Origin of the sequence: Niveispirillum sp. SYP-B3756 (assembly GCF_009495745.1) — a bacterium.
GTDB lineage: Bacteria > Pseudomonadota > Alphaproteobacteria > Azospirillales > Azospirillaceae > Niveispirillum.
The window spans coordinates 635,795-656,322 of record NZ_WIDQ01000002.1; the positions used below are offsets into that span (position 1 = coordinate 635,795).

12 protein-coding genes are annotated in these 20,528 nt (G+C 64.2%); 3 read left to right on the top strand and 9 right to left on the bottom strand.

The annotated features are described in order from the left end of the window. Positions 1–26 precede the first annotated feature (26 nt). Positions 27–2,219 (bottom strand): TonB-dependent receptor, encoded by a 2,193-nt coding sequence (locus GE253_RS06705; protein WP_173012532.1) that lies wholly within the window; start codon positions 2,217–2,219, stop codon positions 27–29. 828 nt (positions 2,220–3,047) lie between these two features. Between GE253_RS06705 and GE253_RS06710 the strand changes: the two genes are divergently transcribed. After that, entirely contained in the window at positions 3,048–5,609 is a 2,562-nt protein-coding gene (locus tag GE253_RS06710; protein WP_153203339.1) for a cation:proton antiporter, read from the top strand. 142 nt (positions 5,610–5,751) lie between these two features. Here GE253_RS06710 and GE253_RS06715 read toward each other — a convergent pair whose 3' ends face one another. The 6 genes from GE253_RS06715 to GE253_RS06740 all read right to left on the bottom strand — a co-directional run bounded on the left by GE253_RS06715 (position 5,752) and on the right by GE253_RS06740 (position 14,553). Then, positions 5,752–6,639 (bottom strand): SMP-30/gluconolactonase/LRE family protein, encoded by an 888-nt coding sequence (locus GE253_RS06715; protein ID WP_153203340.1) that lies wholly within the window; start codon positions 6,637–6,639, stop codon positions 5,752–5,754. Further along, the gene (locus GE253_RS06720) at positions 6,636–7,418 is read right to left on the bottom strand and encodes an SDR family oxidoreductase (RefSeq protein WP_153203341.1); all 783 of its coding nucleotides are present in this window, start codon (positions 7,416–7,418) and stop codon (positions 6,636–6,638) included. Before GE253_RS06720 ends, GE253_RS06715 begins: the two co-directional genes overlap by 4 nt. A gap of 58 nt (positions 7,419–7,476) precedes the next feature. Beyond that, positions 7,477–8,631 carry a fumarylacetoacetate hydrolase family protein gene (locus GE253_RS06725; protein ID WP_153203342.1) on the bottom strand — a complete coding sequence of 385 codons (1,155 nt, stop codon included), beginning with the start codon at positions 8,629–8,631 and terminating at the stop codon, positions 7,477–7,479. 226 nt (positions 8,632–8,857) lie between these two features. Continuing rightward, positions 8,858–11,752: a response regulator gene (locus GE253_RS06730; protein ID WP_153203343.1), complete on the bottom strand. Its 2,895-nt coding sequence runs from the start codon at positions 11,750–11,752 to the stop codon at positions 8,858–8,860. Positions 11,753–11,911: 159 nt separating this feature from the next. Beyond that, positions 11,912–13,915 carry a TonB-dependent copper receptor gene (locus GE253_RS06735; RefSeq protein WP_153203344.1) on the bottom strand — a complete coding sequence of 668 codons (2,004 nt, stop codon included), beginning with the start codon at positions 13,913–13,915 and terminating at the stop codon, positions 11,912–11,914. 242 nt (positions 13,916–14,157) lie between these two features. Next, the gene (locus GE253_RS06740) at positions 14,158–14,553 is read right to left on the bottom strand and encodes a DUF2946 family protein (protein WP_153203345.1); all 396 of its coding nucleotides are present in this window, start codon (positions 14,551–14,553) and stop codon (positions 14,158–14,160) included. A 211-nt stretch (positions 14,554–14,764) separates the two neighbouring features. Here GE253_RS06740 and GE253_RS06745 point away from each other — a divergent pair, with 211 nt between their 5' ends. Together GE253_RS06745 and GE253_RS06750 are read left to right on the top strand one after the other, a co-directional pair. Next, positions 14,765–15,847 (top strand): LacI family DNA-binding transcriptional regulator, encoded by a 1,083-nt coding sequence (locus tag GE253_RS06745; protein WP_153203346.1) that lies wholly within the window; start codon positions 14,765–14,767, stop codon positions 15,845–15,847. 161 nt (positions 15,848–16,008) lie between these two features. Further along, a complete protein-coding gene (locus tag GE253_RS06750; protein ID WP_153203347.1) occupies positions 16,009–17,451 on the top strand; it encodes a sugar porter family MFS transporter in 1,443 nt (480 codons plus the stop codon). A 93-nt stretch (positions 17,452–17,544) separates the two neighbouring features. Here GE253_RS06750 and GE253_RS06755 read toward each other — a convergent pair whose 3' ends face one another. Together GE253_RS06755 and GE253_RS06760 are read right to left on the bottom strand one after the other, a co-directional pair. Next, entirely contained in the window at positions 17,545–18,642 is a 1,098-nt protein-coding gene (locus tag GE253_RS06755) for an alpha-hydroxy acid oxidase (protein WP_153203348.1), read from the bottom strand. A 161-nt stretch (positions 18,643–18,803) separates the two neighbouring features. Beyond that, positions 18,804–20,411 (bottom strand): FAD-binding oxidoreductase, encoded by a 1,608-nt coding sequence (locus GE253_RS06760; protein ID WP_211101367.1) that lies wholly within the window; start codon positions 20,409–20,411, stop codon positions 18,804–18,806. Between the last annotated feature and the right edge of the window lie 117 nt (positions 20,412–20,528).

Genomic DNA, 20,528 nt, shown 5'->3' on the forward strand with positions numbered 1-20,528 from the left:
CGGCGTGTGAAGGAAATTCGGAGGCGTCAGAACGACTTTTCAAACGAAATCCCCACTGTACGCGGCCGGATATAGTTGAACCAGTAACGGTTGAAGGTCGTCTGGTTGTTATACCCGCCACCCGTCACGCCCCGCCGGTTGGTAACGTTCTGCATGGACAGGTTGATTTTCCAATCCTCCGACTTCACCCCCACATGCAGGTCGAGCTGGGCATAGCCGGGATAGGTCTGGCGCAGGGGTGCTTCCTGCCGTGTCGGAACAAACTCTCCCTTGCGGTTGCCGACATAGCTGACCGACCCGCCCATGAGGAGCAGCAGATCTTGGGTGAGTGAGGATTCGTGATCCACGGAGAAGCGGGCGGAGAAGCGATTGGAATAAGGCAGCCGATCCCCGGCTGCGGCATAAACAGCACTTGCCTCGGAGAAGCCGGCCCGCAAGGTGGCATCCGTCCATGCTCCCCAGAGTGCCAGTGTCAACTCATCGGTTGGCCGCGCTTCCAGAGAAAGCTCGATACCATTGCTGCGGGCACGGCTGGCATTGGTGTTGTAGTTATAGGTCGCATCAGGGGCAACCTGGGTCAGTTGAATGTCCCGCCAGTCGATATGGTAGAAGGAGAGATCGTACGACAGCAGACGACCGTAGAAATCGCCCTTAGCACCGATCTCGTAATTTTTGGTCTTGTCGGAACGGTATTGGCATGGAACCCGGGCATCGTTACAGACGGCATTGGGGCCACCCGGCCGATAGCCGGTGGCCAACCGCGCATAAAACATATGGTTGGGGGATAGCTTGAAGCGAGGCGTCAGCAGATAGGTCAGCGCATGATCCTTTGACGTTGGATCGGTGAACAGGCCGGCCGGCTGGTCGAAATTCCATTGGCGATGCCGCAAATCCTGCTTGTTGGAACTCCACCGGGCACCGGCCTGTACATCAAACTGGTCGGTGAAACGCACCGTCACATCGGTAAAGCCCGCATATTCGGTGAATTCAAGCTTGTCCCGCCACAGGATCGGCACGCCATGAACAGTCCCGTTGGCAGGATCGGTCGCCAGTGCCTGGATCATGTAATGGCTGTTTTCGTTCGTATAAAACGCCCCCACCAGCCAATCCACATTGTCACCGATCGGCGTCATCAGGCGCACTTCCTGCGTCAGCTTCTTGGTATTGTATTCTTGATGCAAAAGGGCAGCCATTGGGTTGATGCCCACCGGGTAGATCAGCGGCAGGGCGGCATTAAGACCCGATGCCGAGAAATCAACATTATCGACGCTGGGATTGTAAATATAGGACGTCACCGACGTGAGTTGAGATTTGCCCAGATCGGCATTCACCACAGCGCTGTATATCTGGTTCTTCCACCGGCTGTAGCCGGCACCAATATGATCGCTTTGTCGGTTGTATCGCGGCAGCGACGTATCGACATTGGAGGAACCGTTGACTTCGGTATCCTGGTAAAGGGCGGACATTTCGACCGACAGCGCGTTCGATGGCTGCCAGAGGGCAGACAGGCGGGCACCGCTGACATCCGATTGGTTCACCCCGCGTTTGCCGGTGACGACATTGTCGATATATCCCGCATCCCGGCGGGTAAAAGCGCTGGCACGGACGGCAAAGACATCACTCACCGGGATGTTCAGGTTGCCGCGCAGGTTGTAACCCGGTCGATGACCGCCGGAAACAGCTTGCAACCCGCCCCCAACAGTGCCGGCAAAATCACTCATCGACGGTTTGACCGTCACATATTTCACCAGACCGCCGATGCTGCTGGCGCCATACAAGGTACCCTGCGGGCCGCGCAGCACCTCAATCCGCGCCAGATCACCCGGGTCCAGATCGGGGGCGGCACCGAACAGGCCGGCAATGCCGACGGAAGATCCGTAGGGAACATCGTCGATCGTATAGCCAACGGTTGGATTGCCGGTGGCCGGACCTGTCGTCACCCCACGGATCGTCAGGTTGGAGCGGCCATTCATGAACTGAAGCCCCAACCCGGGAACACTGGAGAAGAAATCCTGCGCTCTCAGTTGGTTTTGATCCAGAAGCGCGTCACCCGAAACCGCTGTGACCGGCACCGGCACGTCCTGGAGGCGTTCGGCACGCTTCTGGGCTGTGACAATGATTTCTTCCAGAATATCCCCCCCAGCATTGCCAGCTTGGGGCCCCGCCACGGACTGTGCCAAGGCCGAAACCGGTGCCAAGGTCAGTGCGATCAGTGCCAAGCCCCGTGCGCCGGCCCTGTTACAGGCCGTGAACAGGGAACCCATTTTTAAGGTCATCATTACCCGTACCCTTCCCTGAATATATTTTGATTAAGATTCCCGCATTTCTTGCAGCGCACGGGTTGTCTTAATGGGCGTCCGGCCGGGCGGCGCATCTGTTGTCGGCGCCGCTTATCCTCCGCCACCGCCATACTATAAGTCTCACCCTGGCTCGGTAAAATTGCCGAACTGGAAGCGCCATTTGCAGAATCGGCCAGTTGCCCGTTCACAATAGCTTGTTCCAATCATCCGCCAGGCTGCTTCGCTCTGGCGGATGTTGATTAAGTATTTTGTATAATGCGCTCAAAGATTGAAAGAGTTCTAGATTTAACTATAATAAACTATTGATGTTTCTAAAGAGATAACGGAATTCATCCGATATTTGGAGATCCCAATCTCCCTTGACCGTTACCGATCCAGGGGGATTTTGCGTTCCCTTAGCTTACGCCGGCACGCGACCGCCGGCCAGCAACCCGTGCTGCTACACCCCCGCTGCCGTCAGAAAGCCCAGCAGGGCCAGGACCAGCAGGACCGCAACGGCGACCAGGGTGATTTTCGGGGTCGCCGGATCAGGTCTTATATGCATTGGTGCGGCGGCCCCTTGGATGGTGTGTCTAATCGATACATCCATGATAATCGCTCGCAAAATTGTCTGTCCAGCGGCAACAATGCCACGGGCCTGCCACATTTTGTCCCGGTCCCGGGCGTTGTTTGCCTTAAATCCACCTTTGCCCGTTATCATGCTGTTGGTCATGCAGCGGGACAGTGGCGCAGAGGGGAAACGGATACATGTCGGATTTACCGTCCATTCTGATCATCGTTGCCTTTCTGCTGGCGGTGATCAGCCTGGTGCAGCCGGTGGCCCGGCTGCTGCGCGTCTCGCAGACGGTGATCCTGGCCTTGGTCGGCATTGCCATTGCCGCCATCTCCTCCTTCCTGCTGCACAGCAGTTTCACCGACCTGTTCAACAAACCGGCGGAACTGATCCTGGATTTCCCTATCACCTCTCAGGTCTTCATCTTTCTGTTCCTGCCCATCCTGCTGTTTCAGGCGTCGCTGACGCTGGATGTGCGGCGGCTGGCCGATGATGCCGCCCCCATTCTGGTGATGGCGGTGGTGGCCGTGGTGGTCACCACAGCCGTGGTGGGGCTGGCGCTGGACCCGTTTGCCGGGGTGCCGCTGGCCGCCTGCCTGATGTTGGGTGCCATCGTTGCCACCACCGATCCGGCGGCCGTGGTCGCCATCTTCCGCGATCTGGGTGCCCCGCCGCGCCTGACGCGGCTGGTGGAGGGGGAAAGCCTGCTGAATGATGCCACCGCCATTGCCATTTTCAGTGTGCTGCTGGGCTATATCACCGCCGAACAGCCGCCGGCCCTGGGGGCTGTGCTGCTGGGTTTTGTGCGCAGCTTTGCTGGCGGGGTGCTGCTGGGCGCGCTGATCGCCCGGGCCTTCGTGGCGCTGCTGCCGCTGGTGCGTGACCTGCGCGCGGCGGAGGTCACGCTGACCCTGGCCTTGCCCTATCTGATCTTCATCATCTGCGAACGCTATCTGCATGTTTCCGGCGTGGTGGCGGTGGTGGCGGGCGGGCTGGTGCTGGGGGCCATGGGCCGGTCGCGCATCTCCCCGGAAAACTGGCGCTTCCTGGATGAGGTGTGGGAACAGTTGGGCTTCTGGGCCAGTTCGCTGATCTTCATCCTGGCGGCCATGCTGGTGCCCAAACTGGTACGCGGCATTGATCTGGCCGATATCGGGCTGGTGCTGGTGGTGGTGACGGCCTGTCTGGTGGCGCGCGCGGCCGTGCTGTTCGGCCTGCTGCCGTTCCTGTCGCTGCTGCGGCTGGGGCAGCGTGTCTCCACCCCCTATAAAACGGTGATCCTGTGGGGCGGCCTGCGTGGTGCCGTCACCCTGGCCCTGGCGCTCTCCATCACGGAAAACCGTGCCGTTTCCCACGATATTCAGCGGTTTATCGCCATTGTTGCCACCGGCTATGTGCTGTTCACCCTGCTGGTGAATGGCACCACCCTGCGCCCGGTGATCAAGCTGCTGCGGCTGGACCAGTTGAGCCCCGTCGATCTGGCCTTGCGCAACCGGGTGCTGGCCATTTCCCTGGTTTCCGTGCGGGATGAGGTGGCGGGCCGCGCCCAGGCCTATCACCTGTCCGATGAAACGCTGGCCGCCACCGTCCGCCCCTATGAGGATCGTATCGCCCTGGTGGCAGAGGCCCAGGCCGCCAGTGAAGGGATTTCCGAACGTGACCGGCTGTCCATCGGGCTGGTGGCCCTGGCGGGCCGGGAACGTGACGTGCTGCTGGAGCATTTCCACCGCAAGACCGCCTCACCCAAAGTGCTGGAGGCGATGCTGCAGCAGGCCGACCGCATTGTGGAGGCGGCGCGCCAGGGCCGGTCCGACTATAATAAGGCCGCGCGCGGCTGGCTGGAATTCGACCGGCCCCTGCGCGCCGCCGTGGCGCTGCACCGGCTGACACGGCTGGAATCCATGCTGGCGCAGCGGCTGGCCGACCGGTTTGAAACCCTGCTGGTCAGCCGGATTGTGCTGGAGGATCTGCGCCGCTTCGCCACGGCCAAGCTGTTGCCGGTGCTCGGGCCGCGCATGACCGCCATCCTGCGGGAAATGCTGGATAACCGGATCGAAGCGACATCCAAGGCGCTGGATGCCCAACATCTGCAATATCCCGGCTATGCCGCCGCGTTGGAACGCCGTTTCCTGCGCCAATACGCCCTGCGGCTGGAGGAGCGGGAATACCGCACGCTGCTGGAAGATGGGCTGATCGGTTCGGAACTGTTCCATAACCTGCGGGTGGAATTGCAGGAGGAACAGGATACGGTGCTGCGCCGTCCCCGGCTGGATTTGCGGCTGGAACCGCAGACCCTGCTGGCCCAGTTCCCCATGTTCGCCACCTTGAGCGAAGAGGAGTTGGGCAAGCTGGCCGGGCTGCTGCGTCCCCGCTTCGCGCAGCCGGGGGAAAAGCTGATCAGCCAGGGGGCCAAGGCCGACAGCATGTTCTTCATCGCCTCCGGTGCGGTGGAGATTTTGCTGGAGAAGCGGCGTATCCGTCTGGGCCGCAGCGATTTCTTCGGTGAAATGGGCCTGATCGCCCGCAAGCCGCGCAGCGCCGACGTGGTGGCGCTGACCCATTGCCATCTGCTGGAACTGGGCGGCAGCGCCTTCCATAAAACGCTGGAAAATAACATGGCCATGCAGGTGAAGATCGCCGCCATTGCCGAGGCGCGGGAGCAGATGAATGCCAATCCGGAACCAGAACCGGAGCCGGAACCGACCAGCAACGTCATCGCCCTGCCGCCACCCCCGCCCCGGCGGGTGGCGGATTAGGGGGGGTAAGAAGCCGCCCATAAATTTTTGCGACTTTACAATCTCTTAACCGTCATTCCCGCCTTCGCGGGAATGACGGTTTAATATTTCCGGATGATAGAAGGAGGTTGTCAGCTTCTCCTTGAAGATGCAGCCCCCCGCCTCACACCCCGACCGCAATCTCCGCGCCCCGCAGCCCCGGCACGCTGGCGCTGAACTGGAACAGGTCGCCCGCCTGCGGCTGCTGGGCGCGCTCGGCATCCGACAGGCCCTTGGCGGCCGTGGTGGCGAACAGGGTTGTGCCATCTGCCCCGCCAAAGGCCAGCTTGGTGATATTGGCCACGGGGAAGCGCACCATTTCCAGCAATTCCCCTTTGGGGGAATAGCGCCGGGCGCCCCAGCCGGCAAACAGGCCGATCCACAGGCAGCCCTCGGCATCTACCACCGGCCCGTCCGGGTAGCCCTCGGCCATATCCATGGCGATCAGCACGTCGCTGGAGCGAACCGACCCGTCCGGCCCCAGCGCGCAGGCATGGACCCGCCCGCCCAACGTATCGATATGGTAGAGGATCGACCCGTCCGGGCTGTGCGCCGGGCCATTGGTGATGCAGACCTTGGGCGTGCTGGCCACACAGGTGCCATCGGCGGCCAGCCGATAGATGCTGCCACTATCGGCAATCTCCGCATCATCCATGCTGCCGAACCACAGCCGGCCCTGGCTATCCACCGTACCATCATTCAGCCGGTTACCCGGCAAATGCGGTTCCGGGGCCACCAGCGGGGTGAAGGCCCCCGTCGCGGGCTCGAACCGGTGCAGCCCTTGCTGCAACCCGGCGATGAAGCTGCCCCCGACCACCGGCAGCACGAAACCGCATTGGCCCGGCGCGTCCCAGCTTTGCCGCGACCCGCTGGCCGGGTCATAGCGGTGGACATGCTGCTTCTTGATATCCACGAACCACAGCGCGGCATCGCGGGCAACCCAGGTGGGGCCTTCGCCCAGGGTGGCACCCAGCGACCAGACGCTGACCGGTTGGCTGGTTACGACGCTCATCGCCACCCCGCATCGATGAAATATTCATGGGCCGTGATCAGCCGCGCATCATCGGATGCCAGGAACAGGATCAGGGCCGCCACATCGCGCGGCACCAGCCGTCCCTTCAGGCACTGGGCGGCGACGATTTCCGCCTCACCCTCCGGCGTGTACCATTTTTCCTGTCGCGGGGTGCGCACATTGCCGGGCACCACGCAGGTGACGCGGATATTATCCGGCCCCAATTCGCGGGCCAGCGAACGGGTCATGCCCTCGATCGCTGCCTTGGCCGTCTGGTACAGCGACAGTTCCGGCAAGGCCAGATGCCAGGAGATGGAGCCCAGATTGATGATGGCCCCGCCGCCGGCCGCCCGCATCCCCGGCACCACGGCCTGGGCGCAGAACAGCTTATGCTTCAGGTTCACCGCCATGCGGTCATCCCAATAGGCTTCGGTGATCTGGTCCAGCCCATGCCGGTCATCATTGGCGGCATTGTTCACCAGCACATGGAACGGCCCGCCCTCGGCCACCAGCGCGGCGATGGCGGCCTGGGAGGCGGCGATATCCTTCAGGTCCATGCGCAGAAAGCGCGGGGCCGGGTTGGCACCGGACAGGCTTGCCACCAGCGCCAGGGAATCCTCTTCGGCAATGTCGAAGAACACCACGTCGGCCCCCTGGGCGACGAAGGCTTCGACAATACCCGCCCCAATGCCGGACCCGCCACCGGTGACCAGCACGCGCTTGCCCCGCAGGCTGGGATAGATGGCGGTGAGCGCACCGGCCGTTTCAGTTGCCGACATGGATTTCTTCCAATCACGTCAAAGAATAAGAAGGGGGAAAGGGAAGGGGCTGCGCGCGTCAGCGCAGCAGCCCGCGCCCCGCCAGATTGCGCATCAGCACCCGCAGGCCGTAATGCCAGGGGGCGGCATCGCGCGCCGTCGTTACCCGGTTGGACAAGGCACCCAGGCGTTCAGCGGAAATCCGCACCACATCGCCCACCTTATGGGTGAAGCCGCGGCCCGGATCGTCACGATCCTGCGTCGGGGCGAACAGGGTGCCCAGGAACAGCACGAACCCATCGGGGAAGTGATGTTCGCTCATCGCCTGACGCACCAGTTCCGCCGGATCGCGGCTGATCTCCCGCATGGTGCTGCGCCCGGTCAGCACATAGCCTTCCGGCCCGTCGATCCGCAGATCGACCACGGCGTTGCGCACATCATCCAGGGTGAATCCGGCATCGAACAGGCGGATGAATGGACCGATGGAGCAGGAGGCGTTATTGTCCTTTGCCTTGGACAGCAGCAGCGCGCTGCGGCCTTCAAAGTCACGCAGGTTCACATCATTGCCCAGCGTGGCCCCCAGGATGCGGCCCTTGGCGTCCACCGCCAGCACCACTTCCGGTTCCGGGTTGTTCCAGCTTGAATCCGAGCGCACGCCGATTTCCGCCCCCCAGCCGACTGAGGCCAGCACGGCGCATTTGGTGAAAATCTCCGCATCCGGGCCGATGGCGACTTCCAGATATTGCGACCACATGCCGTCATTGATCAGCACCTGCTTCAGCTTGGCCGCCTCTTCCGATCCCGGCACCACGGCGCGGATGCCGCCGCCGATGCGCGCTTCGATGGAGGCGCGGACGGCAGCCGCCGCATTGGCATCGCCGCGCACCCGCTCCTCAATCACCCGCTCGATGGCGGAAATGGCGAAGGTGACGCCGGCTGCCTTCACCACCTGCAGATCGATGGGCGCCAGGATGAAGGGGGACCGGGCATCCTGTGCCGCCGCCCGTGCCGCCAGTTCGGCCACATCGAACAGCGGCCGGCCGGTCACAGCGGCCGGGTTATCCAGCGCCAGCAGGTCGGCCACGGTGGCGGCGGTGTCGGATACGTCTTCCACCATGCCCTGGCGGATGATCACCGGGGTGGGGCCGGCCTCCAGTTGCAGGCGACCGACAAAGACCCCGGCCGCCGCATCGGCGGGCAGCAGATCAACGGAATTTGCGACGGCGTTTCCCATGGTGGTTTCTCGATATTGGTAGGGACTGATTTTGATAACGCTACCATTGTTGAGGGCGAGTGGGAAGAGAGGTGGTGTTGTGTTTTGCCTTTCAATCTCCCCCCGGTCATTGGCGCGTATTTTCCGCGCGTGCGCCTCTACAGCGCCTCTATCGACGGGTTTACCTGTCGGTGGCTTGGGCCCGGGCTCGGTGGGGGCAGGCAAGGCGACGTCGCTTCGCCCTTTGCTATACCGCCGGTTGGAAGCGCTCTTCCAGATAGGTGAGCGCATGGGTGGCGGCGGCGCAGAAATCTGTCAGCCGGGTCAGGGCCGGGTCGGGCTGACCGGTGCGGATGGCGGCCTCCACCTCCCGGCCCAGCACCACCAGATCGCGGCAGCCAAAGCTGCCGGTGGTGCTGATCAGATCATGCAGGTCATGGCCCAGCGCCCCCAGATCGCCGGACAGGCGCGCCGCCGCCACCCGCGCCAGCCGCTGGCGGGAATTGGCCAGGAAATTGCCCATCAGGATGGTGAATTGCGGCGGCGGCATCAGGGCCTGGATTTGCAGGATCGCCGCCTCGTCAATTCCCGGCGGCGGGGCGGGATCGGTAGCGGCCACTGCATCGGGCGCGCGACCGCGCCCGGACCAGGAGCGCACCTTGGCCAGAAAAGCCTGATATTCCACCGGCTTGGAGATGTAATCATCCATGCCGGCGGCACGATAGCTTTCCTCTACCCCCGTCATGGCATGGGCGGTCATGGCGATGATGGGGATATGGCGGCCCGGCCCCTCATCGGCGCGGATGCGGCGCGTCGCCTCCACCCCATCCATCACCGGCATCTGCACATCCATCAGGATCAGGTCATACCGGCCCCGGCCCAAGGCGGCCAGCGCGTCGGCCCCATTGCCCACGACGTCAACGGTGAAGCCAGCCCCCGTCAGCATATGCAGGGCCACCTGCTGGTTGATGTAATTATCCTCCGCCAGCAGGATATGCCCGCCGCTGCCCGGTTCTTCCCGGCAGGGCGAGGGATCGGCCGGGGCGGCCACCGGCAGCGGCCGGCCGGTCAGCAGCGCTGCCAGATTGCTGCGCAACAGGGCGTGCAGCACCGGCTTTTCCAGCACCGCATCGGCCAGCCCGGGATCAACCGGATCGGCCACCGCGCCGATGGGGCGCAGGGCCACCAGGGGCGTAGCGGGGAAGCGCTGGCGCAGGGCCGCCACACGGGCCGGCGTCAGGCTTGCGGCCTCCACCAGCAACAGGTCGGCTGCCTCCGCTGCTTCCCCCATCGGGTCCAAGGAGAGCGGCCCCACCTGCATCCCCAGGCTTTCCAGATCGGCGGTCAGGGCCGCCGTCACCAGCGGGCTGGGATCGGCCAGCAGGGCGCGGCGGCCCACCAGTTCGGCCGGCGGCGGCTCCAAGGGCAGCGGTTCCGCCAACGACCGCACGCCCACGCGGAACCAGAAGCTGGAGCCGGCGCCGACCTGGCTTTCCACCCCGATGCTGCCGCCCATCAATTCCATGGTCTGGCGGCAGATGGCCAGCCCCAGCCCGGTGCCGCCGAAACGACGGGTGACGGAACTGTCGGCCTGCACGAACTTGTCAAACAGCCGCGCCTGCGCCTCCTTCGGGATGCCGATGCCGGTATCGGTCACCCGCACCGAAAGGCTGGGCACCGTCGGGCTGCCTTCCAGCCGCACGGCCACCACCACCCCGCCCCGGTTGGTGAATTTGATGGCATTGCCCACCAGATTAAGCACCACCTGACGCAGCCGCATCGGGTCGCTGACGGCGCGGGTGCGGGCGGCGGGGGCGATATCCAGCACCAGCTCGATCCCCTGTTCCGCCGCCTTGGGGGCCATCAGCTGCACCACCTCTGCGAACAAAGCGGGGATATCGAAATCGAGATATTCCAGCTTCACCTGCCGCGCCTCCAGCTTGGAGACGTCCAGGATATCGTTCAGCAGGCCCAGCAGCAGCTTGGCGGATGATCCCACCAGTTCGGCGGAATGGCGCTGTTCCGGCGTCAGGCTGGTGGAGAGCAGCAGCGCATTCATGCCGATGATGCCATTCATCGGCGTGCGCAGCTCGTGGCTCATATTGGCCAGGAATTCGGATTTGGCCTGATTGGCGGCCTCCGCCGCTTCCTTGGCGCGGGTCAGTTCGACCTGCGCCTGGGTCAGCTTGGCATTGGTGGCGGCCAGCTCACGGTTGGAGCGTTCCAGCGCCTCCACCAGGGAGGCGCGGGCCTCGGCCAGCCGGACCTCATCGCGGGTGCGCTCCAGCTCCTGTTCCTTGCGGCGAAACTCCATGGAGATGCGCAGATTTTCCTCATGCAGCCTTTTGCGGCGCACCAGGGCACGGATACGGGCCTTGATGATCTCCACATCATTGCCCTTGGTGACATAATCATCGGCGCCGGCTTCCAGCCCGCGCATCAGGTCGGTCTTGCTGTCGCTGGCGGTCAGCATGACGATCTGGAACAGATCCTCCCGCCGGCGGCGGATGGCATCCAGCTTGGCGCAGAGCGCCACGCCATCAATCTCCGGCATATGCAGGTCAACGATGATGCAGTCGAAGCTTTCCTGCTGCACCAGGGCGGCGGCGGCCAGCCCGCTTTGCAGGGCCACCACCTCATAGCCTTCCTCATGCAGCAGCAGGCGCAGATATTCCAGGAAGGTCGGGCTGTCATCGACGATCAGCAGGCGCGACGCGCGTAGCGAAGGGGCCGCCAGCCCGTTGGGGCCAGCACCGCCGCCGGCACGGCGCAGCAGGCCGCCGATGCGCAGCACCAGTTCATCGGCATCGGCGGATTTGGGCAGATAGGAATCTGCCCCGCTTTCCAGCCCCTTGAACTCCGCCTCCGCCGTCGCCTCATCGGTCAGCATGATAACGGGCAGCGGGCGAGTGGCGGCATTCAGGCGCAGTTGGCGGATGAATTCATCCCCGCTCATCCGGGGCAGATGGTAATCCACCACCAGCAGGTCCGGGCGCAGATGGGTGAGTGCCGCCAGCGCCGCCTCCGCCGTGCCGCAGATGGTGGAGGTCCAGCCCTGCCCTTCCAGGATCAGCTCCAGCTGAAGCGCCTGGGTGGGTGAGTCCTCCACAATCAGAATATGCGGCACCGTGTTGCCGGACATGGCCCCCCGACCGATCCATCAGGTTTTTACTATGTTCTTATTATGGGAACGGACGGGTGATGCCCACCCCAAACTGTAGAGAAGGCAGCATTTCAGGCCAGCAGTGACTGCGGGGAGAGGGGGGCGGCGGGCGTTAAACCGCAGACCGCCCCCGCTTCATCAGAAGGTGATGCCGCCTTTCAGCCAGAAAGTGCGACCTGGTTCATTGACCCGGATGGTCTGGACATAGCCCTGGCCAACCAGACTGGGCGTGCCGGCCCGGCTGAGCGCTTCGGCATAGGTGCGGTCGAAGAGGTTATCCACGCCCAGCGTCAGTGTCACACCCGCCGCTGGCCGCCAGCCGGCAGAGGCGGAGAAAATGGCAAAACCATCATTCTTGCCAATATCGGTGCCGGCAATATTGCCCCAGCCAATATCCACCCGGTTCTGCGCCGCCACGAACCGGGCCAGACCGCCGGCCATCCAGGTGCCGTCATCATAATTCAGGCCCAGCTTGGCCTCCAGCGGCGGCATCTGGGCCAGCGGCCGGTCCTCGCTGCGGTTGCGGCCATGCACATAGGCCAGCGAGACATCCGCCCGCCAGGCGCTGGCGATGGCATAGGCCAGTTCCGCCTCCCCGCCCCATTGGCGGGCATCGACATTCTTGCCCGTGCTGCCGGACAGCAGCATGTAATCATCGATCCGGTTGGCGAAGAGAGAGACGGAGCCCGTCCAGCGATCAGACCGGTGCATCAGCCCGGCATCGATCTGCGTGGTCTTTTCCGGGTCCAGGGCGAAATTGCGGTTGCGCTCCCAATAATCCGGCGCGCGTTCGCTGTGACCGACACCGACATGCAGGGTCAGCGGCAGCGTCCCCGCAATCTCCTGTTCCAGCCGCAGGAAGCCATTATGCAGCACGTCGCTGTCGGTGGGGCCATTGGCGATGGTCAGTCTTTCCGCCTTGGTGCGGTTCAGGCGATAGCCACCCACCAGCATCCGGTCGGCAGACAGGGCGTAGCTGGTTTCGATGAAACCGCCGATGGTGTTGAATTCCAGATCGGGCAGGCGCGGTTTTTGTTCGTAATCCATCCCGGCGCGATATTCGGCCACCGACAGGTTGCGCACAGCGTGCCGGTCATGGCTGGCATCGGCCCCCAGCGTCACCGTCCAGTTGGGTTGCGGACGCAATTCCACGGCGGCGCGGCCGCCATAGCCCTTGCGATCGGGGTTGCTGAGCGGGCCCATCATGCCGCCGGTCCAGCGGCGCAGGCTGAAACTATCCATCACATGGTCGACATAATCGTAATAGGCGCTGGCCTCCACCCGGCCGATCAGGGGGGAGAGATCATCGCGGCCAAAGCGCAGCCGGTGGGATTCCCGGTCAAACTTGGAGCCATCCATCATGCGGTCGGCATAGGCGGCCCGCGCCTTGCTGAATTCGCTGCTGGCTTCCAGCAGCGTCTGGTCATCCGGCGTCCAGCCGGCCAGCAGAGTGGCGCTGCTGCGGTTATAGGCGGAATGGAGCTTGTTGCCGTCGCCATCCTCGTAATCATCGCTATGGGCGCGGGTGCCGATCATGCGGATATAGGCCTGCGACGTGCCGGCCGTCAGGTCGGCCAACTGATCGTTACGGCCGGTGCTGCCACCCAGCAGGTTGAGATTGCCCCGCACCCCCGGTGCCGTGAACCGTTCAGTATTGCGTTCGAACAGCACGGCGGCACCGGACATGCCACCGCCATAGCGCACGCTTTGCGGGCCCTTCAGCAGGGTGATTTTGTCGAACGCCTCTGGGAAGGCATAGGCGGTGGGCGGGTCCATGCGCATCCCGCAGCCGCCCAGCACCGGCGACCCATCAATCATCATGCCCAGGCGGGAACCGGACTGGCCCCGGAACACCGGGTCACCACCCGTCCCACCCTTGCGGATGACCGAAAAGCCGGGGATGGATTTCAGATAGCCCGCCCCGTCATTGGCCGGCACCGGCTGGCGCGGCTGGCGGGGATCGGTTTCCACCATCAGCGGCGTGGACATGGCCGGGGCGGTGACAACCAGCGTGGGCAGCAGCATGGAGGGTGCCGGCGTGGAAGTGGGCGGCTGGTCGGCAGCCTGGGCAGTGGTGGCGGGGAGCACGGTGCCGAGCAGCAGGCAGGCGGAGAGGCGTGCCGCGATTTTGGTGGCAGACATGATTTCCTGGTCTTTCCGCGAAAGGACAGCGCGCGACGGCGCCGCCGCCACAAGGGCGCGGACAAGGCCCGTGCCGCTGTGGCCATCAACTGAGATTGCTGTTGGAAGACGCCGGGTCGGAGGCTGGCGACCGCCGGCCCGCGGGCACGTGCCCGCGCAAGCCAAGGGCGCGGATACGCCCGCCCGGCATCTGAGGGAACGCAAAATCTCCCTGGATCGGTCACGATCGAGGGAGATTGGTATCAGGCCAGGGCCGGTGGCGCGCGGGCATCCCAGGCGGCAAAGCGCGGGGGCGCGCTGATCCGCTTTGTTTCCAGCCGCAGGCCCACCGCCTGCAGCAGCGTGGGGAGCGGGACCGGCAGGGCGGCCGGTGCGGCTGCAAGACCGGCCGCCAGCAGACCCAGCGGGCAATGGCGCGCGCCGAGATCAATATGGCCTTGGGTCTTACCATCCAGGGCTTTGGCGGCGGGGGCGGCACAGATCGGTGTGGTGATGCCGGCCGCCATGGCCGGGGCATATAGTGACCACACCAAAAGGTTCAGCAGCAAAGCAAAACAGGCCAGGAAGCTGCCCGCCAGCGCCAAACGGCGCGCCCATCCCGGAATGGCGGTGCGGTGCCTGCGGATTCCCCCTGTCATGGTGCCACCATAAAGGAGCGAACAAGAAAGCGGCAGTTCCATTTCGCCGCAGGGATCAGCAGGCCATTCCGCCCCCTATGACGATTGGCAAATAATGATAGCGTTATCATTGTTGTTTTACATCGCATAAGGCCGTATCGACCAAGGGGGCTGGCCGGAACCACCCTTTCCATCCATCTGCAAAGCCCGCCTTGCGCGGGGCCAGGACATCATGGGCAGCGCGTCTGACAAAAACAAAATCATCCGGACCAGACGTCGCAAAGGCAGCGCTGTCACCATTGAGGATGTGGCGCGGGAGGCCGGCGTTTCCGCCATGACCGTTTCCCGCGTCATCAATGGCGAAAGCGTGGTGCGGGATCAGACGCGGGCCCTGGTGCAGCAGGCCATCGAGAAGCTGAATTACAAGCCCAACAATGCCGCCCGCAGCCTGGCCGCCGGCGGGGCCACCCAGGTGGGGCTGCTTTATGCCAACCCCAGTGCGGCCTATCTGGGCCAGTTCCTGATCGGGGCGCTGGAAGGGGCGCGGCGTGGCGGCTCACACCTGACCGTTGAATCCTGTGATCAGGAGGGGGCGGAGGCGCAGGGGGAGGCCGCACGGCTGTTCGCCCGCTCCAATATTGAAGGCATTCTGCTGCCGCCGCCGCTGTGCGAAGCGCCGGCCGTGCTGGCCGCCATCGAGGCGGCCGATATCCAGATGGTGACGGTGGCCATGGGTCGGCCGCAGCCAGGTGGCATCAATGTGCGCATTGATGATTTTGCTGCGGCTCAGGCGATGACCCGCTATCTGCTGGAAAAGGGCCATCGCCGCATTGGCTTCGTGCGCGGCCATCCCAACCAGACCGCCAGCGAGGAGCGCTGGCGCGGCTTCAAGGCTGCGCTGGAGGAAGCCGGGCTGGACGCGGCCAATGCGCCGGTGGAACAGGGCTATTTCAGCTACCGTTCCGGCATCGTCGCCGCCGAGCGACTGTTGAACGGGGCTGATCGGCCCACTGCCATCTTCGCCAGCAATGATGAAATGGCGGCCGCCACGGTGAATGTGGCCCACCGCCATGGGCTGTCAGTGCCGGCCGACCTGTCGGTGGTGGGGTTCGACGATACGCCGCTGGCCACCATGGTCTGGCCGGAACTGACCACCATCCGCCAGCCGGTCGCGGCCATGGCCGAACGCGCCCTGGAACTGCTGATCGCCGCCGTGCGCACGGCCCGCGATGGCGGCACGCCGGTGCCGGTGGAAGAGGTGCTGGATTTCGAACTGGTGGAACGCAAATCGGTGGCGCCACCGCCAAAGGGGTGAGCCAAGGAGGCAGAAAGCGTCCGGCTTTTCCGAAAACCAGCCCGTTCCATTTAAAACAGCTTGATTGATAGCGCTAACTTCCGCATCTTTCGCCAATAAGAAGCGCCGCATGGCGCCAATTCGGAAACAAAGGTCCGGGCGATCCGGACAGGGGGAGGAACATGGCACATTTCGCGGCCAGCGGACCCGTCAGCGCCGATGCGGGGGATGAACAGGCCAATCATGGGCTGATCCTGCTGATCGTCGCCGTGGCGACCATCGGCGGTTTCATGTTCGGCTATGACAGCGGCGTCATCAACGGCACCGTTGATGGGCTGCAAAAGGCCTTCGGCTCCGACAGTGTCGGCACCGGCTTCAATGTCGCCTCCATCCTGCTGGGCTGCGCCGTGGGCGCCTTTGCCGCCGGCCGGCTGGCTGACCGCTGGGGTCGCCGGGCGGTGATGCTGGTATCCGCCCTGCTGTTCATGGTCACCGCCTGGGGCGCGGGGGCCGCCACCAGTTCCGGTACCTTCGTCTTTGCCCGCTTCATCGGCGGGCTGGCGGTGGGAGCCGCATCGGTGCTGGCACCGGCTTATATCAGTGAGGTGACGCCCGCCGCCATCCGGGGCCGGCTGGCCTCCATCCAGCAGATCATGATCATTTCCGGCCTGACCGGAGCCTTCCTGGGCAATTACGTCATCGCCCATGCCGCTGGTGGCTCGACAGAGCCGTTCTGGTGGGGCTTTGCCGCCTGGCGCTGGATGTTCTGGGTGCAGGTGATCCCGGCGGGCCTGTTCCTGTTGACCCTGCTGCTGATCCCGGAAAGCCCGCGCTATCTGGTGGCCAAGGGCCGCCTGGCGGAGGCCGAACAGGTGCTGACCCGTCTGTTCGGGGAACGTGCGGCCCGCCGTAAGGTGGGGGAAATCAGCGCCTCGCTGGCTGGTGATCATCAGCCGCGCCTGTCCGATCTGATTGAGCGCACCAGCAGCGGCAGCCGTATCCGCCCCATCGTCTGGGCCGGGTTGGTGCTGGCCATCTTCCAGCAGCTGGTCGGCATCAATGTGGTGTTCTATTACGGGGCCGTGTTGTGGCAGGCCGTGGGCTTCACCGAGGGTGATGCGCTGAAAATCAACGTGCTGTCGGGTACCCTGTCCATCCTGGCCTGTATCGCCGCCATGGTGATGATCGACAAGGTGGGGCGCAAGCCGCTGCTGCTGCTCGGTTCTGCCGGCATGGCGCTGACCCTGGGTGCCATGGCCGCCGCCTTTTCCACCGGCACGCTGGAAGGTGGTTCCCTGCACCTGTCGGACAATGCCGGCCTGATCGCCCTGATCAGCGCCAATGCCTATGCCGTGCTGTTCAACCTGTCCTGGGGCCCGGTGATGTGGGTGATGCTGGGCGAAATGTTCCCCAACCAGATCCGTGGATCGGGTTTGGCGGTCAGCGGCTTCGCCCAATGGATCGCCAATTTTGCTATCACCATGAGCTTCCCCGTGCTGCTGGTCAGTGTCGGGCTGACCGGGGCCTATGGTTTTTATGCAGCCTCGGCACTGGTCTCCTTCTTTTTCGTTCGTGCCCTGGTGAAGGAGACAAAGGGGCGCGAGCTGGAGGATATGCAGGGCTGAGCGGGCCAGCCGCTGGCTTGACATCAGATATCCCCGTGTACGGCGGCAGTCGCCGCCGTACCAACAGTCATGATGAATGGCCCCTGGTACGGATCACCCGGTGAGAATGGAAGCGTCGATGGCGTTGACATCCCGGCAGCCGGTCAGCGCCATCGCCAGTTCCAGTTCCGCCCGCAGGATACGGATGACATGGGCCACACCCGGCGCCCCGGCCGCCGCCAGGGCGAAGATATAGGGCCGGCCGATCAGCACCGCCTGCGCGCCCAGTGCTAGGCCGCGCAGCACATCGGTACCCCGGCGGATGCCGCCATCAAGCAGGATGGGGATTTGTCCGCCCACCGCCGCCGCGATGGGCGGCAGCAGGTCGATACTGGCCGGCATCCCGTCCAGCGTTCGTCCGCCATGGTTGGAGACGACCAGCCCATCCATCCCCGCCGCCACCGCCTGTCTGGCATCGTCCGGATGAGTGATGCCTTTCAGGATGATCGGTAGGCGGGTCAGCCCGCGCAGCCAGACCAGATCATCCCAGCGGGGGGCCATTTCCAGCAGCGGGTTGCCAAACAGCAGCCCCCCCGGCGGCCCGGCTGGCGGCAGGCGCATCCCCTGGAGATTGACCGGGCCGATACCGGGCGGCAGGGCGAAGCCGGCGCGTTGTTCCCGGTTGCGCATCCCGTTCACCGGGGCATCCACCGTCACCACCAGTGCGCGATAACCGGCCTGTTCCGCCCGGCGCACCAGATCAGCGGTGAATGCCCGGTCGGGCTGGATATAGAGTTGAAACCAGAGCGGCGCCTGGGCGCGGGCGGCGATATCCTCCAGCCGCACGCTGGCCTGCGTGCTGACCACCATGGCGGTTTCCATCGCACCGGCCGCCAGCACGGTGGCCAGCTCCCCCTCCGGATGCAGCAGACGGTGGAAGGCAATCGGGGCCAGCAGGATCGGGGCCGCCAGATCCAGCCCCAACAGCCGGGTCCGGGTGCTGCCGCCGCGCAGGTCGCGCAGCGCACGGGGGCAGAGGCGATGGCGGGCAAAGGCCGCCACATTCTCCCGCAGGGTCCATTCATCCCCGGCCCCGCCGGCGAAATAGGCCCAGGTGGCGGCACTCATCCGTGCTTGGGCCAGGGGCTCATAATCGCTGACGGCCGCCACGTCGGGCGGGATGCTGGCCAGCGGCGGCAACGGCGCGCTCATCGTCCGCTCCCCGCGATCAGGGGAAGGGCCGGGCGCTGACGGGCGGGGTACGAAGGACGTTTCTGCACGGGAACCACCACCAGATCGACAATCCCGCCAGCTATAGGGGCTGATACTGAAATTGTCGATGCGTGGCGGTTCGCCTCAGGCCGGGCGGCTTGTCACAGGCCCAGCACACCAGGGTTCAGCCGGCGATCGGGGTCCAGCGTGTGCTTGACCTGTGCCAGCAGGATACGGCTGGCGGCATCCCGACTGTCATAATAGGGATAGGTGCGGCCGATCTGGAAATGGCCCAGCCCGTTGCGGGCGAACAGGGCCAGCAGGCGCTGGCGGGCCTGTTCCACCACGGCGGCTGCCGCCGCATTGGGTGGGTTTACCGGCAGCTTGGTCATATGCCCCTGTTCAACATAGGCATGGTGCACCGGCAGCATGGCATCCGGCCAATAGAAGGTGGGTTCGATCAGGATGGCATTGGTGGACATGCCGCTGAACAGAAAGGCATTTTCCACCCCATGCGCATCCAGTTCCGGGCGCATGGCGTCGAATTCAGCTTCGATTGCCTGGAAAATCGCGTGGGCGCGGGACAGCGGCACCAGACAATGGATCGGCACCCAGCGTTCGCCATTGGGGCCGACCATGGAATTCAGCGCCATGAAGGGCTGGGCACGCATAACCTTGGGAATGGTGTTTTCCACCTCTGTTCCATGGCAGGCGGCGGCAATGCGCCGCGCTTCGGCCAGATCATCGGCCACGCCGGCGGCCGAGCGGCCTTCACACACCACATGCAGGGCGAAATCGCCATCATCAATGAAGCTGCGGCCGGCCAGCGCGATCTTCGCCGCCTCCTTCATGCCCTTCAGCAGCGATCCCTGCTTGCCGACCACATTCTTCAACGCCCCCAGATCGGCGGAAAGCGAGGCGCGCTTCAGCCGGATGCGGGTCAGCCGCGGATCGAAACCGCATAATTCGCTGGCGATGCCGGCCCTGGTCATGCCGGTCAGCGCCGCGAACATGTCGGTATCGGTCTTGAAGGAGAAGGAAGCATAGGCTTCGTGCTTGGGCAGCGGCATCAGCCGCAGGGTGATTTCCGCCTTGATGGCGAAGGCCCCGCAATCGCCATTGAACAGGCCGGCGACATCCGGGCCATAGAACCGATAGAAGGGGCTGTCGCCATCGGCCCCGCGCGCGCCGGTGCGCAAAATCTGCCCGTCGGCCAGCACCATCGTGTAGGCGACCACGCTTTCCCCGCCCGTGCCATGGTGCCCGGCGCCGAAGAAGGCATTGCCCTGAGAGAGGCCACCGCCGATGGTGGAGATCAGGCCCGACAAGGGCCCCCAGAAAGGTGTGCGCAACCCCAGCGGGGCCAGCGTTTCATACAATGTCTTCCAGGTGCAGCCGGCCTGCACCGTCACCACCATATCGTCGGCCCGCACGGCCAGCACCTTGTCCATCCGGCCAAGGTCCAGCGAGACGCTGTTGGGCGATTGCGGTAGATAGCCCTTGGTGTAGCTCATCCCGCCGCCGCGCGGCACGCAATCGAACCCGGCTTCCCGTGCCGCCACGATGATGGCAGCAAGCTGGCTGGTATCGGCGGGTGCCACCACCAGGGCCGCACTTTCGCTGCCGCGTGTATAGACATCCTGGGAAAAAAGCTCGCGTGCTGGATCGTCCCGGCGCACATTGCCGGCGCCGACAATACCGGCCAGCCGTACCGCCAGCGCGTCACTGCCCGTGGGCGGGGTGGGAAGGGTGGGGGAAAGCATGTTCATGGACCCGGACCTTTTATCTGGCTGCTTTTTATATTGATCTATTTATATACCTATATACCATATTGCCAATAGAAAGCCGTGCGGCATAAGCACCGGCAGCAAAAATCGGACGGAACA